This is a genomic window from Pseudomonas sp. FW300-N2F2, assembly GCF_017351655.1.
Classification (GTDB): Bacteria; Pseudomonadota; Gammaproteobacteria; order Pseudomonadales; family Pseudomonadaceae; genus Aquipseudomonas; species Aquipseudomonas fluorescens_AA.
Genome location: NZ_JACNDQ010000003.1, coordinates 1158587 through 1172638, shown reverse-complemented (window position 1 = coordinate 1172638; position 14052 = coordinate 1158587). Strand labels below are relative to the sequence as shown.

At 60.4% G+C, this 14052-nt stretch carries 11 protein-coding genes; 2 read left to right on the top strand and 9 right to left on the bottom strand.

Annotated elements, in window-relative coordinates; genetic code table 11:
- Positions 1 to 35: 35 nt before the first annotated feature.
- The 9 genes from bamA to rpsB all read right to left on the bottom strand — a co-directional run bounded on the left by bamA (position 36) and on the right by rpsB (position 9966).
- A complete protein-coding gene (gene bamA / locus J4E63_RS25835; protein ID WP_072408285.1) occupies positions 36 to 2411 on the bottom strand; it encodes an outer membrane protein assembly factor BamA in 2376 nt (791 codons plus the stop codon).
- Positions 2412 to 2485: 74 nt separating this feature from the next.
- Positions 2486 to 3838, bottom strand: a complete 1353-nt coding sequence (gene rseP / locus J4E63_RS25830) for an RIP metalloprotease RseP (RefSeq protein WP_207283715.1) — start codon at positions 3836 to 3838, stop codon at positions 2486 to 2488.
- Between the two features lie 52 nt (positions 3839 to 3890).
- Entirely contained in the window at positions 3891 to 5081 is a 1191-nt protein-coding gene (gene ispC / locus J4E63_RS25825) for a 1-deoxy-D-xylulose-5-phosphate reductoisomerase (protein WP_207283714.1), read from the bottom strand.
- Positions 5078 to 5884 (bottom strand): phosphatidate cytidylyltransferase, encoded by an 807-nt coding sequence (locus J4E63_RS25820; protein ID WP_207283713.1) that lies wholly within the window; start codon positions 5882 to 5884, stop codon positions 5078 to 5080. The genes ispC and J4E63_RS25820 overlap by 4 nt, the downstream gene beginning before the upstream one ends.
- Positions 5884 to 6639 (bottom strand): polyprenyl diphosphate synthase, encoded by a 756-nt coding sequence (uppS, locus tag J4E63_RS25815; protein ID WP_060739000.1) that lies wholly within the window; start codon positions 6637 to 6639, stop codon positions 5884 to 5886. The genes J4E63_RS25820 and uppS overlap by 1 nt, the downstream gene beginning before the upstream one ends.
- Positions 6640 to 6652: 13 nt before the next feature.
- On the bottom strand, positions 6653 to 7210 hold the full coding sequence (gene frr, locus J4E63_RS25810) for a ribosome recycling factor (RefSeq protein ID WP_060739001.1): 558 nt from the start codon (positions 7208 to 7210) through the stop codon (positions 6653 to 6655).
- Positions 7207 to 7950: a UMP kinase gene (gene pyrH / locus J4E63_RS25805; protein ID WP_024779012.1), complete on the bottom strand. Its 744-nt coding sequence runs from the start codon at positions 7948 to 7950 to the stop codon at positions 7207 to 7209. Before pyrH ends, frr begins: the two co-directional genes overlap by 4 nt.
- A gap of 216 nt (positions 7951 to 8166) precedes the next feature.
- Entirely contained in the window at positions 8167 to 9033 is an 867-nt protein-coding gene (gene tsf, locus J4E63_RS25800; RefSeq protein ID WP_060739002.1) for a translation elongation factor Ts, read from the bottom strand.
- Between the two features lie 195 nt (positions 9034 to 9228).
- A complete protein-coding gene (gene rpsB / locus J4E63_RS25795) occupies positions 9229 to 9966 on the bottom strand; it encodes a 30S ribosomal protein S2 (protein WP_003198231.1) in 738 nt (245 codons plus the stop codon).
- A gap of 480 nt (positions 9967 to 10446) precedes the next feature.
- On the opposite strand from rpsB, the gene map reads away from it, so the two are divergent.
- Positions 10447 to 11229 (top strand): type I methionyl aminopeptidase, encoded by a 783-nt coding sequence (map, locus tag J4E63_RS25790; RefSeq protein ID WP_053118843.1) that lies wholly within the window; start codon positions 10447 to 10449, stop codon positions 11227 to 11229.
- A gap of 53 nt (positions 11230 to 11282) precedes the next feature.
- The gene (locus J4E63_RS25785; protein ID WP_207283712.1) at positions 11283 to 13985 is read left to right on the top strand and encodes a [protein-PII] uridylyltransferase; all 2703 of its coding nucleotides are present in this window, start codon (positions 11283 to 11285) and stop codon (positions 13983 to 13985) included.
- Positions 13986 to 14052: the final 67 nt, after the last annotated feature.

The window sequence follows — 14052 nt, the reverse complement described above, 5'->3', positions numbered from 1 at the left end:
TACAAAATCCATTGTCGTTGTCATGGGTCAGACGCTTAGAACGTCTGGCCGAGGGAGAATTGGAACACTTGGGTTTCAGCGTCATCCGGTTTCTTGATCGGCATCGCCAACGCGAAGCTCAAGGGACCCAGCGCGGTGACCCAGGTCACGCCCACACCCACCGAACTGGCCAGGTTGCTCAGGCTGATATCGTTGCACTGAGTATCGGACCTGGTGCCGTTGGCGTTGGTAGTGTCGCTGCACTTGGAGTCGAATACGTTACCCACGTCCCAGAATACCGAGGTACGCAGGGAACGCTGATCCTTGACGAACGGCATCGGGAAGAGGACTTCCAGACCACCCTGGATAAGGACGTTGCCACCGAACGGAAGCGGATCCTGATCCGGGTCGGCAATGGTGCCTGGATTGTTGCCCCGGCTCGGCGTACTGCGCGGGCCCAGGGTACTGTCCTTGAAGCCACGTACCGAGTTGAAACCACCGGCGTAGTAGTTCTCGTAGAACGGCAGGCCATCGGTGGAGCCATAGCCGTCACCATAGCCCAGCTCGGTGTGCAGGCGCATGGTGTAGTTGTCGGACAGCGGCTGGAACAACTGGCCACGGTAGTCGAGCTTGAAGAACGACAGGTCGCTGCCAGGGGTGGTGGTTTCGAACACCAGGCTCTGGGAGTGGCCACGGGTCGCCAGCACGCCCTTGTTCAGGGTCGACTCGGACCAGCCGGCAGACGCCTTGAAGTTCAGGTAGCTGTCGCCTTCCTTGTTCACGAAATCGAAGATCTCGTCGACGGTGTAGCGACCGGTGTTGATCTTGTCCTGCTGGGCCGTGAGGCCGAAGGTCAGGCGCGAGGTTTCGCTGATCGGGTAGCCGATGTTGGCGCCGACACCGTAGCTGTCCACCGCATAGCTGGAGATGTCAGAGTCCAGCTCGTCATAGTCGGTGGTGCGATAGAAGGCGTTGTAACCCAGGCTCACGCCGTCAGCGGTCCAGTAGGGGTCCACGAAACCGAAGTTATAGCGGGTCTGGTATTCGCTACGGGTCAAGCCAATGCTGACCTTGTTACCGGTACCCAGGAAGTTGTTCTGGGTGATCGAGCCACCGAGGATCAGGCCGGCGCTCTGGGCGAAACCGACGCTGGCGGTGATCGAGCCGGAAGCCTGCTCTTCGACGCTGTAGTTCACATCGACCTGGTCATCGACGCCCGGCACGGCCGGCGTCTCGACGTTGACTTCCTTGAAGAAGCCCAGGCGCTCCAGGCGGGTCTTGGACTGGTCGATCAGGTAAGTCGACGCCCAGCCACCTTCCATCTGGCGCATTTCACGGCGCAGCACTTCGTCCTCGGACTTGGTGTTGCCACGGAAGTTGATGCGGTTGACGTAGGCACGCTTGCCCGGGTCCACGGCGAACGTGATGTCGACGGTGTGGTCTTCATCATGCGGCTGCGGCACGCCGTTGACGTTGGCGAAGGTGTAGCCCTCGTTACCCAGGCGGCGGGTGATCAGCTCGGAGGTGGTGGTCATCAGCTTGCGCGAGAACACCTGGCCCTTCTGTACCAGCAGCAGCGACTTGACCTGGTCCTCGGGAACCTTCAGGTCACCGCTGAGCTTGACGTCACGAACGGTGTACTTCTCGCCTTCGTTGACGTTGACGGTGATGTAGACGTGCTTCTTGTCCGGGGTGATGGACACCTGGGTCGAAGCGATGTCCATGTTGATGTAGCCACGGTCCAGGTAGTAGGAACGCAGGCGCTCCAGGTCACCGGAGAGTTTTTCACGGGCGTACTTGTCGTCGTTCTTGAAGAACGACAGCCAGTTGGTGGTCTTGAGTTCGAACAGGTCGATCAGGTCTTCATCCGGGAAAACCGTGTTGCCCACCACGTTGATGTGCTGGATGGCCGCCACGGTGCCTTCATTGATGTTGACCTTCAGGCCGACGCGGTTGCGCGGTTGCGGCACCACTTCGGTGTCGACGGTGGCCGAGTAGCGGCCCTGGGCAACGTACTGGCGCTGCAGCTCGTTACGCACACCTTCGAGGGTGGCGCGCTGGAAGATCTCGCCTTCGGCCAGGCCGGATTGTTTCAGGCCCTTCATCAGGTCTTCAGTGGAGATCGCCTTGTTGCCTTCGATCTCGATACTGGCGACCGACGGGCGCTCGACTACCGTGATGACCAGGACATTGCCGTCACGGCCCAGCTGGATATCTTGAAAGAAGCCGGTCTTGAACAGCGCACGCGTGGATTCCACCAGGCGCCGATCATCCGCCTGCTCGCCGACGTTCAACGGCAAGGCACCAAAGACGCTACCCGCGGAGACCCGCTGGAGGCCATTGACGCGAATATCAGAGATAGTGAAGGACTCGGCGTGAACTTCGGCGATCATCAATACGGTGAGAACCGCAGTTAGCAGCAGACGTTTCATGAAGTCCTTTCTTATTCCAACTGGCAATAAACAAACTGCCGCAAAATGCGGCAGATTCGCAATTCAGCGAAGCGTTACAGACGACCCAGATCGTTGACGAGGGCAAGCAACATGACCCCGACTACCAAGCTGATACCGATCTGTATCCCCCAACCTTGCACCCGATCCGACAAGGGACGACCACGCGCCCACTCGATCAGATAAAACAGCAGATGCCCCCCATCCAGTACCGGAATGGGCAGCAAATTCAGAACCCCCAGGCTAATGCTCAGATAAGCAAGGAAATTCAGGAAATCAGCGACGCCCGACTGGGCAGAAGCGCCCGCCACTTTAGCAATGGTTATCGGTCCACTCAAGTTTTTTACCGAGAGCTCGCCGAACAACATTTTCTTGAGCGAGTCCAGCGTCAGGATGCTCATGGTCCAGGTACGACGCGCACCCTCGCCAATCGCCGCCACTGGGCCGAAACTGACCTCGCGGATCATTTCCGGTGGCCAGTCGACCGCCTTGACGCCTGCTCCCAGGTAACCGGTCGGCGCCTTGCTCTCGCCACGGGCGGCCAGGGTTACCGGGACGTCGATTGGAGCACCGTCGCGCTCGATGCGCAGCACAATTTTGGTATCAGGACGTACACGAACCGAATCGACCACCTGCTGCCAGTCGCCGACCGGCTGGCCGTCGAGGGCCAGCAACCGATCGCCGGTCTTCAGACCAGCCATCTGGGCCGGGCCTTTCGGGTCGAGTTCGGCGAGGATCGGCGGCAAGGCCGGACGCCATGGCCGGATCCCCAGGGAGCGGATCGGATCCGGCTCGTCCGCGCCCTTGAGCCAGTTGTCCAAGATGAGCTCGCGAGGCGAATCCACCGTGGAGCCCTGCTCGCGCACCATCAATTGCAACGAACCGCTCTCACCCAGGCGACGTACCAACTGCAGATTGACCGCCGCCCAGCCCGAAGTAGGCTCGCCATCGATGGCGACGATTTCCTGCCCGGCACCCAGCCCGGCACGGGCGGCAACGCTACCGGCCTCTACTCCACCGATGACCGGACGCACCTGTTCGCTGCCCAACATGGCCAGGCCCCAGAAAAACACCATGGCCAGCAGGAAGTTGGCGATCGGCCCCGCCGCGACGATGGCAATACGCTGACGGACGGTCTTGCGATTGAAGGATTGATCGAGCTGATCGGCCGGGACCTCGCCTTCGCGCTCGTCGAGCATCTTGACGTAGCCACCCAACGGGATGGCCGCCACGACGAACTCGGTGCCTTTCTTGTCGTGCCAGCGCAGCAATGGCATGCCAAAGCCCACGGAAAAACGCAGGACCTTGACGCCACAGCGACGCGCAACCCAGAAATGACCGAATTCGTGAAAAGTGACCAACACCCCCAAGGCAACCAGGGTGCCGACAATCATATAGAGCGCGCTCATCTGTTTTCTCCGCAATCCTGTCCAGGGCAACCCTGGCTAACGTATCGCAGCTTCAACGCCCGTGGCGCTGCAGCCATTGGCCCGCCAACTCGCGAGCCCTGGCATCCGCCGTAAATACTGTGTCGAGGTCATCGACCGAAACCACGGCCTCGAGATTCAAGACTTCCTCGATGATACTCGCGATCTCGAGGTAACGGACACGTCCATCGAGAAACGCGGCAACGGCCACTTCATTGGCAGCGTTCAACATGGCCGGCGCACTGTTGCCCGCCTCGGCCGCCTGGCGCGCCAGGCGCAGGCAGGGGAAGCGCTGCTCATCGGGCGCCTGGAAATCCAGGCGAGCGATAGCGAACAGGTCCAGCAGCGCAACGCCCGAGTCGATACGCTCAGGCCAGGCCAGGGCATTGGCGATCGGAGTGCGCATGTCCGGGTTACCCAACTGGGCCAGCACGGACCCGTCGACGTAATCCACCAGGGAGTGAATCACGCTCTGGGGGTGAATCACCACCTCGACCTGCGACGGCTTGGCATCAAACAGCCAGCAGGCCTCGATCAGTTCCAGCCCCTTGTTCATCATGCTGGCCGAATCCACGGAAATCTTGCGCCCCATGGACCAGTTCGGATGGGCACAGGCCTGTTCTGGTGAAACATGCACCAATTCTTCCAGCGGCGTCTGCCGGAACGGACCACCGGAGGCTGTCAGCAAAATACGCCGAACACCTACCGCGCCGAGACCACGGGAAAAATCCCGCGGCATGCATTGAAAAATCGCATTGTGCTCGCTGTCGATCGGCAGCAACACCGAGCCGCTCTTGCGTACAGCCTGCATGAACAGCGCGCCGGACATCACCAGCGCCTCTTTATTGGCCAGCAGGATCTTCTTGCCGGCCTCCACCGCCGCGAGGGTCGGACGCAGGCCCGCCGCACCGACAATCGCCGCCATCACGGCGTCGACTTCAGGGTCGGCAGCCACTTGGCAGAGCCCCTCCTCCCCTACCAGCACACGGGTTTGCAGGCCGGCTGCGCGCAAATCGTCCTGCAACCCCCGCGCCGCGCCAACCTCAGGCACCACGGCAAACCGCGGGGTGTGGCGAATGCACAACGCCAGCAATTCGCTCAAACGCGTGAAGCCACTGAGGGCGAAAACCTGGTAGCGCTCCGGATGCCGGCCAATGACGTCAAGCGTACTGAGGCCAATCGAACCGGTCGCGCCAAGGACAGTGATCTGCTGGGGGCGACTCACGATGCCGCCATCCACAACAGCACGGCAAAGATCGGGATTGCGGCAGTCAGGCTGTCGATGCGATCCAGCACACCACCGTGACCGGGCAACAGGTTACTGCTGTCCTTGATCCCGGACTGACGCTTGAACATGCTTTCGGTCAGGTCGCCGACCACCGACACGAATACGATCAGGGCGGCGCCAATAAGGCCCATGAACAGTTGCGCGACCGTCCAGTCCCGCACGAAACCGACCACCGTGGTGATCACCAGGCTCAAGGCCAGGCCACCATAGACCCCTTCCCAGCTCTTGCCAGGGCTGACTTTCGGCGCGAGCTTGCGCTTGCCGAAGGCCCGACCGGAGAAGTAGGCGCCAACGTCGGCCCCCCAGACCAGCACCATCACGGCCATGATCTGCCAGTTGCCCAACGGGCCTTGCTTGATCCAGATCAGCCCCTGCCAGGCCGGCAGCAGGATCAACAGGCCGATCACCAGCTTGGTCGCCGTATTGGCCCAATGATGCGTAGTCCGTGGATAGGTCAGGACCAGGAAGGTCGCCGTCGCCCACCACAGCACCGCGGCACCCAGCACCCAAGGCGCAAGGCCGGGCACCACGTACATGATGAACAGCATGGCCGCCACGGCCGTCGCATAGGTCACGCGCGCCGACTGCGCAGGAAAACCCGCCAGCCGCGCCCACTCCCATGCGCCCAAGGTCACGACCAGCCCGATGAACAGCGCAAAGCTGCCACCTTCGAGCAGGAAGAAACCACCCAGGGCGATAGGCAACAGGATCAAGGCAGTGATGATTCGTTGTTTAAGCATTAAACCCGGGCTCCAGCTTCGATCTGCTCGCTCGTTTTACCGAAGCGACGCTGACGGGAAGCGAAATCGGCCAGTGCGGTGCGCATGGCTTCGTGTTTGAAGTCCGGCCAGAACAGGTCGGAGAAGTACAACTCGGCATAAGCCAACTGCCAGAGCAGGAAGTTGCTGATGCGATGCTCGCCACCGGTACGGATACACAGGTCCGGCAATGGCAGGTCACCGGTCGCCAGGCAGGTCTGCAACAGTTCAGGGGTGATGTCTTCCGGGCGCAAGTGCCCGGCCTGGACTTCCCGCGCCAACCGCTGGGCAGCCTGGGCAATGTCCCACTGGCCACCGTAGTTGGCGGCGATCTGCAGGACGAACCGATTGGTGCCCGCCGTCGCAGCCTCGGCTTCGCGCATCGCCGCCTGCAACTCAGGATGGAAGCGCGAGCGATCACCGATGATGCGCAAGCTGATCTTGTTGTCGTTGAGGCGCTTGGCCTCACGACGCAGGGCCTTGAGGAACAAGTCCATCAAGGCGCTGACTTCATCGGCCGGCCGCTGCCAGTTCTCGCTGGAGAAGGCGAACAGGGTCAGCACCTCGACCCCCGCCTCGGCGCACACCTCGATGACCGCACGAACCGCATCGACCCCCGCCTTGTGCCCGGCGACGCCAGGCATAAAGCGTTTCTTGGCCCAGCGGTTGTTGCCGTCCATGATGATCGCCACGTGGCGCGGAACCGCGAACGGCACGGCCTGCTTGGTCTTTTCCATGAAAACGAGACCCTTATACGGCCATCAGGTCTTTTTCTTTCTCGTCCGTGGCCTTGGTGATCTGGGCCTCGGATTCTTTGGTCAGCTTATCGATATCAGCGATGGCACGACGCTCTTCGTCTTCACTGATTTCCTTATCCTTGACCAACTTCTTCAGCTCACCCAACGCGTCACGACGGATATTGCGCACAGCAACACGCGCATCTTCCGCTGCGCTACGGGCTTGTTTGGTGAAGCCTTTGCGCGTTTCCTCGGTGAGGGCCGGCATCGGGATCAGCAGCAACTCCCCCAAGTTAGTTGGGTTGAGGTTCAGACCGGCGCTCTGGATCGCCTTGTCTACAGCAGCGAGCATGTTGCGCTCGAAAGCCACGACCTGCAGGGTGCGCGAGTCTTTCACGGTGACGTTGGCAACGCTGCTCAGCGGTGTGTCAGTGCCGTAGTAAGGCACCATGACGCTGCCGAGGATGCTGGGGTGAGCCTTGCCGGTACGAATCTGGCCGAATGCGTGGTTCAGAGAGTCCAGGGATTTCTGCATGCGCTCTTGAGCGTCTTTTTTGATTTCATTGATCATTGTTGAACTTCCTCGATCAGTGTTCCTTCGGCGCCGCCATGGACGATATTCAACAGGGCACCGGGCTTGTTCATGTTAAAGACGCGCAGCGGCATCTTGTGGTCGCGGCACAGGCAGATAGCCGTCAGGTCCATGACACCCAGCTTGCGATCCAGCACTTCATCGTAGGTCAGATGATCGAACTTCTCGGCATGCGGGTCTTTGAACGGGTCAGCGGTATAGACGCCATCGACCTTGGTCGCCTTGAGCACGACATCGGCATCGATCTCGATCGCTCGCAGGCAGGCGGCCGAATCCGTGGTGAAGAACGGATTACCGGTACCGGCGGCAAAAATCACCACTTCCTTGGCGTTGAGGTGGCGCATGGCTTTGCGACGATCGTAGTGATCGGTCACGCCAACCATGGAAATGGCCGACATCACGATGGCCGAGATATTGGCACGCTCCAACGCATCGCGCATAGCCAGGGCGTTCATCACAGTGGCCAGCATGCCCATGTGGTCGCCCGTGACCCGATCCATGCCGGCCGCGCTCAGCGCCGCGCCACGGAACAGGTTGCCGCCGCCGATGACCAGGCCGACCTGAACGCCGATCCCGACCAACTGGCCAACTTCCAGGGCCATGCGATCCAGCACTTTCGGATCGATCCCGAACTCTTCCGAGCCCATCAGGGCCTCGCCGCTAAGCTTGAGTAGAATGCGTTTATAGCGAGCCTGATAACCACTGCCCTGCTGAGCCATTGCGAATCTCTCCTGCGGCGTATGTGTTCAAAAAATTCTTTGCAAGCTGTTTGCAGCCTGCGTTCACTCTAGCTTGACGCTGACACAGCGCCATCGGAACACGGCTTTGTAAGCCAGTTCCGACAGGAAACCAATAAAAATCGGCATCCCCATCCGAAAAGAGGCTGCGCGCGTTAAGCGGGCAGCCTCTTCTGGGCGACAGTTATGAAAACCGTCTTATTGCTTGCTGGCAGCAGCTACCTGGGCAGCAACTTCAGCAGCGAAGTCATCAACTGGCTTCTCGATGCCTTCGCCTACTTTGAAGTAGGTGAACGAAACGATTTCAGCACCGGCTTTCTTCGCCAGGTCGCCGACCTTGATTTCCGGGTTCTTGACGAAAGCCTGCTCAACCAGGCTGGCTTCGGCCAGGAACTTGGAGATACGGCCGCTGACCATTTTTTCTGCGATTTCAGCAGGCTTGCCTTTCAGCTTCTCTTCGTTCAGCTGCAGGAAAACGCCCTTCTCGCGCTCGATCGCTTCAGCCGAAACGTCCGAAGGCAGCAGGAACTCAGGGTTGGTAGCTGCCACGTGCATGGCGATGTCTTTCGCCAGCTCGGTGTCGCCGCCCTTCAGGACAACCGCAACACCGATCTTGTTGCCGTGCAGGTAGGTACCGACCACGTCACCTTCAACGCGAACCAGACGGCGGATGTTGACGTTTTCGCCGGTCTTGCCGACCAGGACCAGGCGTGCTTCTTCCTGGGACTCGATCAGCGGGGCTGCGTCGGTCAGTTTGTCAGCGAAAGCTTTTTCGACGCTGGCAGCGACGAATGCCTTGAAGTCATCCTGCAGAGCCAGGAAGTCGGTCTGGGAGTTGACTTCCAGCAGAACGGCAGCCTTGCCGTCGTCCTTGATGGCGATGGCGCCTTCAGCGGCGACGTTGCCGGCTTTCTTGGCAGCCTTGATGGCGCCCGAAGCACGCATGTCATCAATGGCTTTCTCGATGTCGCCGCCAGCCTTGGTCAAGGCTTTCTTGCAATCCATCATGCCTTCGCCGGTACGCTCGCGCAGTTCTTTGACCAACGCTGCAGTAATCTCTGCCATTTCAAAATCCTCTTGGATAGGTTTTCAACCATTCCACCCGATCGAACGGGCGATCAATTCTTCCTGGAAAACCACTGTTTATAGGCCACGGCAGGTTACAAACAGGTCACTGCGCTGGCGGCAAATGGTTTTCGAGGTGGCAAAAAGGGGGCCAAGCCCCCTTTTTGCTTACTGAGTCAACGCCAGGGGCGTCAATTACTCAGCGGCTGCTGCCGGAGCTTCTTCAGCGAAGACTTCGGTGCCGCCATTCACGTTGTTGCGACCACGGATCACAGCGTCAGCCATCGAACCCATGTACAGCTGGATGGCGCGGATGGCGTCATCGTTGCCTGGGATGATGTAGTCAACGCCTTCCGGGCTGCTGTTGGTATCGACAACGCCGATGACCGGGATACCCAGCTTGTTGGCTTCGGTGATCGCGATGCGCTCGTGGTCAACGTCGATCACGAACAGTGCGTCAGGCAGACCGCCCATGTCCTTGATACCGCCCAGGGAGCGGTCCAGCTTCTCAAGATCGCGAGTGCGCATCAGCGCTTCTTTCTTGGTCAGCTTGGCGAAAGTACCGTCTTCGGACTGGACTTCAAGGTCACGCAGACGCTTGATGGAAGCGCGAATGGTCTTGAAGTTGGTCAGCATGCCGCCCAACCAGCGGTGATCGACGTACGGCGAACCGCAACGTGCTGCTTCTTCAGCAACGATCTTGCCAGCGGAACGCTTGGTGCCGACGAACAGAATCTTGTTTTTGCCCTGGGCCAGGCGCTCTACGAAGGTCAGTGCTTCGTTGAACATCGGCAGGGTTTTTTCAAGGTTGATGATGTGGATCTTGTTACGCGCGCCGAAAATGTACTTGCCCATTTTCGGGTTCCAGTAACGGGTCTGGTGACCGAAGTGCACACCGGCCTTCAGCATATCGCGCATGTTGACTTGGGACATGATAGTTCCTTGATAAGTCGGGTTTGGCCTCCACGTATCCCAATGACCAACCAGCGGCTATATAAGCCGAGGCACCCAGGTCATCGTGTCGACACGTGTGTGGATTTAAGCTTACGGGGTCATCCCCGGAAAGCGGCGCATTTTATACCACAGCAAGGGCGAAAACGGAACATGGATTCTGAAATCCTCTGTGGCGAGGGGATTGTGGGAGCAAGGCTTGCCCCAATGTCGGTCAGTTAAGCCACAAACCTGTGGGAGCAAAGCTTGCTCGCGATTGGGGCAGGTCAGTCTACAACTGTGTCGACCGGTCTACCGCTATCGCGAGCAAGCTTTGCTCCCACTCGCCCTCGCCACAGAGTTCCAGGCCGGGAGCGCTTTGCCCCGATGGTCTGTTAGAATCGCCTCTTTCAGGGCTCGGCGTATCATCATCCGCCGCCCATTTCGTTTTGAACAGCGCCGTCGGGCGCAGAGAGAGCCTGTATGACCGTTACCCTCAAGACACCCGAGGACATCGCCAAAATGCGTGTCGCCGGCAAACTCGCCGCCGAAGTGCTGGAGATGATCGCCGACTACGTCAAGCCGGGCGTGACCACCGAAGAGCTGGACCGCATCTGCCACGACTACATCGTCAACGAGCAGAAGGCCATCCCGGCGCCGCTCAACTATAAAGGCTTCCCGAAGTCGATCTGTACCTCGATCAACCACGTGGTCTGCCACGGCATCCCCAACGAAAAACCGTTGAAGGATGGCGACACCCTGAACATCGACGTCACCGTCATCAAGGACGGCTATCACGGCGACACCAGCCGCATGTTCCATGTCGGCAACGTGCCGGAGTGGGCCCAGCGCCTGTCCAAGGTCACCCAGGAATGCATGTACATGGCCATCGAACTGGTGAAACCGGGCTGCCGCCTGGGGGACATCGGCGAAGTGATCCAGAAGCACGCGCAGAAGAACGGCTTCTCGGTGGTGCGCGAGTTCTGCGGCCATGGCATCGGCAAGGTGTTCCACGAAGAACCGCAGATCCTGCACTACGGCCGTGCCGGCACCGGCATGGAACTGCAGGCGGGCATGACCTTCACCATCGAGCCGATGATCAACCAGGGCCGCGCCGACACCAAGGTGCTGGGCGACGGCTGGACCGCCATCACCAAGGACCGCAAGCTGTCGGCCCAGTGGGAACACACCCTGCTGGTCACCGAGACGGGCTATGAAATCTTCACCCTGCGTAGCGATGACACCATCGCGCGCGTTTCCGCCTGATCCGAACCCAGCCTATAGATCCGATAGATATAGATAGAAAGGAAAGCCATTCAATGCCGCAGGTGGATCCCGAACTCTTCGACCGCGGCCAGTTCCAGGCTGAACTGGCCCTGAAGGCAAGCCCCATCTCGGCGTTCAAGAAGGCAATCCGCCAGGCCCACGAAGTGCTCGACCAGCGCTTTCGCAATGGCCGGGACATTCGCCGGCTGATCGAGGACCGCGCCTGGTTTGTCGATAACATCCTGCAAAAGGCCTGGGAGCAGTTCGATTGGAGCGAAGACGCCGACATCGCCCTGGTGGCCGTGGGCGGCTATGGGCGTGGCGAGCTGCACCCCTACTCCGACATCGACCTGCTGATCCTGCTGGACAGCGCCGACCATGAGGTTTTCCGCGATTCCATCGAGCGTTTCCTGACGCTGCTGTGGGACATCGGCCTGGAAGTCGGCCAGAGCGTGCGCTCGGTGCAGGAATGCGCCGAGGAGGCCCGCGCCGACCTGACGGTGATCACCAACCTGATGGAAAGCCGCACCATCGCCGGTCCCGAGCGCCTGCGCCAGCGCATGCTCGATGTCACCAGCACAGAGCACATGTGGCCCAGCAAGGATTTTTTCCTGGCCAAGCACGCCGAGCAGAAGGCCCGCCACCACAAGTACAACGACACCGAATACAACCTGGAACCCAACGTCAAGGGCTCGCCCGGCGGGCTGCGGGACATCCAGACGATCCTGTGGGTCGCCCGTCGCCAGTACGGCACGCTGAACCTGCGCGCCCTGGCCGGCGAAGGTTTCCTGGTGGAAAGCGAAAACGCCTTGCTGGCCTCGTCCCAGGAATTCCTGTGGAAGGTCCGCTACGCCCTGCACATGCTCGCCGGGCGCTCCGAGGACCGCCTGCTGTTCGATCACCAACGCTCCATCGCCGGCCTGTTGGGTTTCGAAGGGCAGGATGCCAAGCAGTCCATCGAAAACTTCATGCAGCAGTACTACCGCGTGGTGATGAGCATCGCCCAGCTCAGCGAACTGATCATCCAGCACTTCGAGGAAGTCATCCTCGCCCCCGAAGACGAAGAGCCGCCGCAGCCGATCAACTCACGCTTCCAACTGCACGACGGCTACATCGAAGCGCGCAACGCCAATGTGTTCCGCCGCACGCCCTTTGCCATGCTCGAGATCTTCGTGCTCATGGCCCAGCAGCCGGAAATCAAGGGTGTACGCGCCGACACCATCCGCCTGCTGCGGGAAAACCGTCATCTGATCGATGAAGATTTCCGTCACGACATCCGCAACACCAGCCTGTTCATCGAGTTGTTCAAGTGCAGGATCGGCGTGCACCGCAACCTGCGCCGGATGAACCGCTACGGGATTCTCGGGCGTTATTTGCCGGAGTTCGGTTTCATCGTCGGGCAGATGCAGCACGACCTGTTCCACATCTATACGGTCGATGCCCACACCCTGAACCTGATCAAGCACCTGCGTAAGCTGCAGTACACCCAGGTGTCGGAGAAATTCCCGCTGGCCAGCAAGCTCATGGGCAAGCTGCCCAAGCCCGAGCTGATCTACATGGCCGGGCTGTACCACGACATCGGCAAGGGCCGCCAGGGCGACCACTCCGAGATTGGCGCGGTGGATGCCGAGGCATTCTGCCAGCGCCATCAACTGCCCCTGTGGGACAGCCGGCTGATCGTCTGGCTGGTGCAGAACCACCTGGTGATGTCCACCACCGCCCAGCGCAAGGATTTGTCCGACCCGCAGGTGATCCACGACTTCGCCCAGATCGTCGGCGATGAAACGCGCCTGGATTACCTCTACGTGCTGACCGTGGCCGACATCAACGCCACCAACCCGAGCCTGTGGAACTCCTGGCGCGCCAGCCTGTTGCGCCAGCTCTACACCGAGACCAAGCGGGCCTTGCGCCGCGGCCTGGAAAACCCGGTGGACCGCGAAGAACAGATCCGCCGCACCCAAAGCGCGGCCCTGGACATCCTGGTACGCGGCGGCACCGATCCGGACGATGTCGAGCAGCTCTGGTCGCAATTGGGCGATGACTATTTCCTGCGCCACACCGCCGGCGACGTGGCCTGGCACAGCGACGCGATCCTGCAGCAACCGGCCGATGGCGGGCCGCTGGTGCTGATCAAGGAAACCACCCAGCGCGAGTTCGAGGGCGGCACGCAGATCTTCATCTACGCCCCGGACCAGCACGACTTCTTCGCCGTGACCGTGGCGGCGATGGACCAGCTCAACCTCAACATCCATGACGCCCGGGTCATTACCTCCAGCAGCCAGTTCACCCTCGACACCTACATCGTGCTCGACACCGACGGCGACTCGATTGGCGACAACCCGGCGCGGGTCAAGCAGATTCGCGACGGCCTCACCGAAGCCCTGCGCAACCCGGCGGACTACCCGACCATCATCCAGCGCCGGGTGCCGCGCCAACTCAAGCATTTTGCGTTTGCGCCACAGGTGACGATCCACAACGACGCCCAGCGCCAGGTCACCGTGCTGGAACTCAGCGCCCCGGACCGCCCGGGCCTGCTGGCGCGGATCGGCCATATTTTCCTGGAGTTCGACCTGTCGCTGCAAAACGCCAAGATCGCCACCCTCGGCGAACGGGTAGAAGACGTGTTTTTCATCACCGACGCTCACAACCAGCCGCTGTCCGATCCGCAACTGTGCAGCCGCCTGCAGGAGGCCATCGTCCGGCATTTGAGCGTCAACCAGGAACCGGATATCAACCTGACGCGCATCACTATCTGAATCAACGAACTGCCCCTGTGGGAGCGAGCTTGCTCGCGATGGCGGCGCAACATCCAGCATTGATGTT

Excerpts from the sequence above, each read along its gene's own strand:
- uppS (WP_060739000.1), bottom strand. The coding sequence starts at position 6,639 with ATGGAAAAGACCAAGCAGGCCGTGCCGTTCGCGGTTCCGCGCCACGTG.
- pyrH (WP_024779012.1), bottom strand. The coding sequence starts at position 7,950 with ATGGCTCAGCAGGGCAGTGGTTATCAGGCTCGCTATAAACGCATTCTA.
- rseP (WP_207283715.1), bottom strand. The coding sequence starts at position 3,838 with ATGAGCGCGCTCTATATGATTGTCGGCACCCTGGTTGCCTTGGGGGTG.
- bamA (WP_072408285.1), bottom strand. The coding sequence starts at position 2,411 with ATGAAACGTCTGCTGCTAACTGCGGTTCTCACCGTATTGATGATCGCC.
- tsf (WP_060739002.1), bottom strand. The coding sequence starts at position 9,033 with ATGGCAGAGATTACTGCAGCGTTGGTCAAAGAACTGCGCGAGCGTACC.
- J4E63_RS25785 (WP_207283712.1), top strand. The coding sequence starts at position 11,283 with ATGCCGCAGGTGGATCCCGAACTCTTCGACCGCGGCCAGTTCCAGGCT.
- rpsB (WP_003198231.1), bottom strand. The coding sequence starts at position 9,966 with ATGTCCCAAGTCAACATGCGCGATATGCTGAAGGCCGGTGTGCACTTC.
- frr (WP_060739001.1), bottom strand. The coding sequence starts at position 7,210 with ATGATCAATGAAATCAAAAAAGACGCTCAAGAGCGCATGCAGAAATCC.
- map (WP_053118843.1), top strand. The coding sequence starts at position 10,447 with ATGACCGTTACCCTCAAGACACCCGAGGACATCGCCAAAATGCGTGTC.
- J4E63_RS25820 (WP_207283713.1), bottom strand. The coding sequence starts at position 5,884 with ATGCTTAAACAACGAATCATCACTGCCTTGATCCTGTTGCCTATCGCC.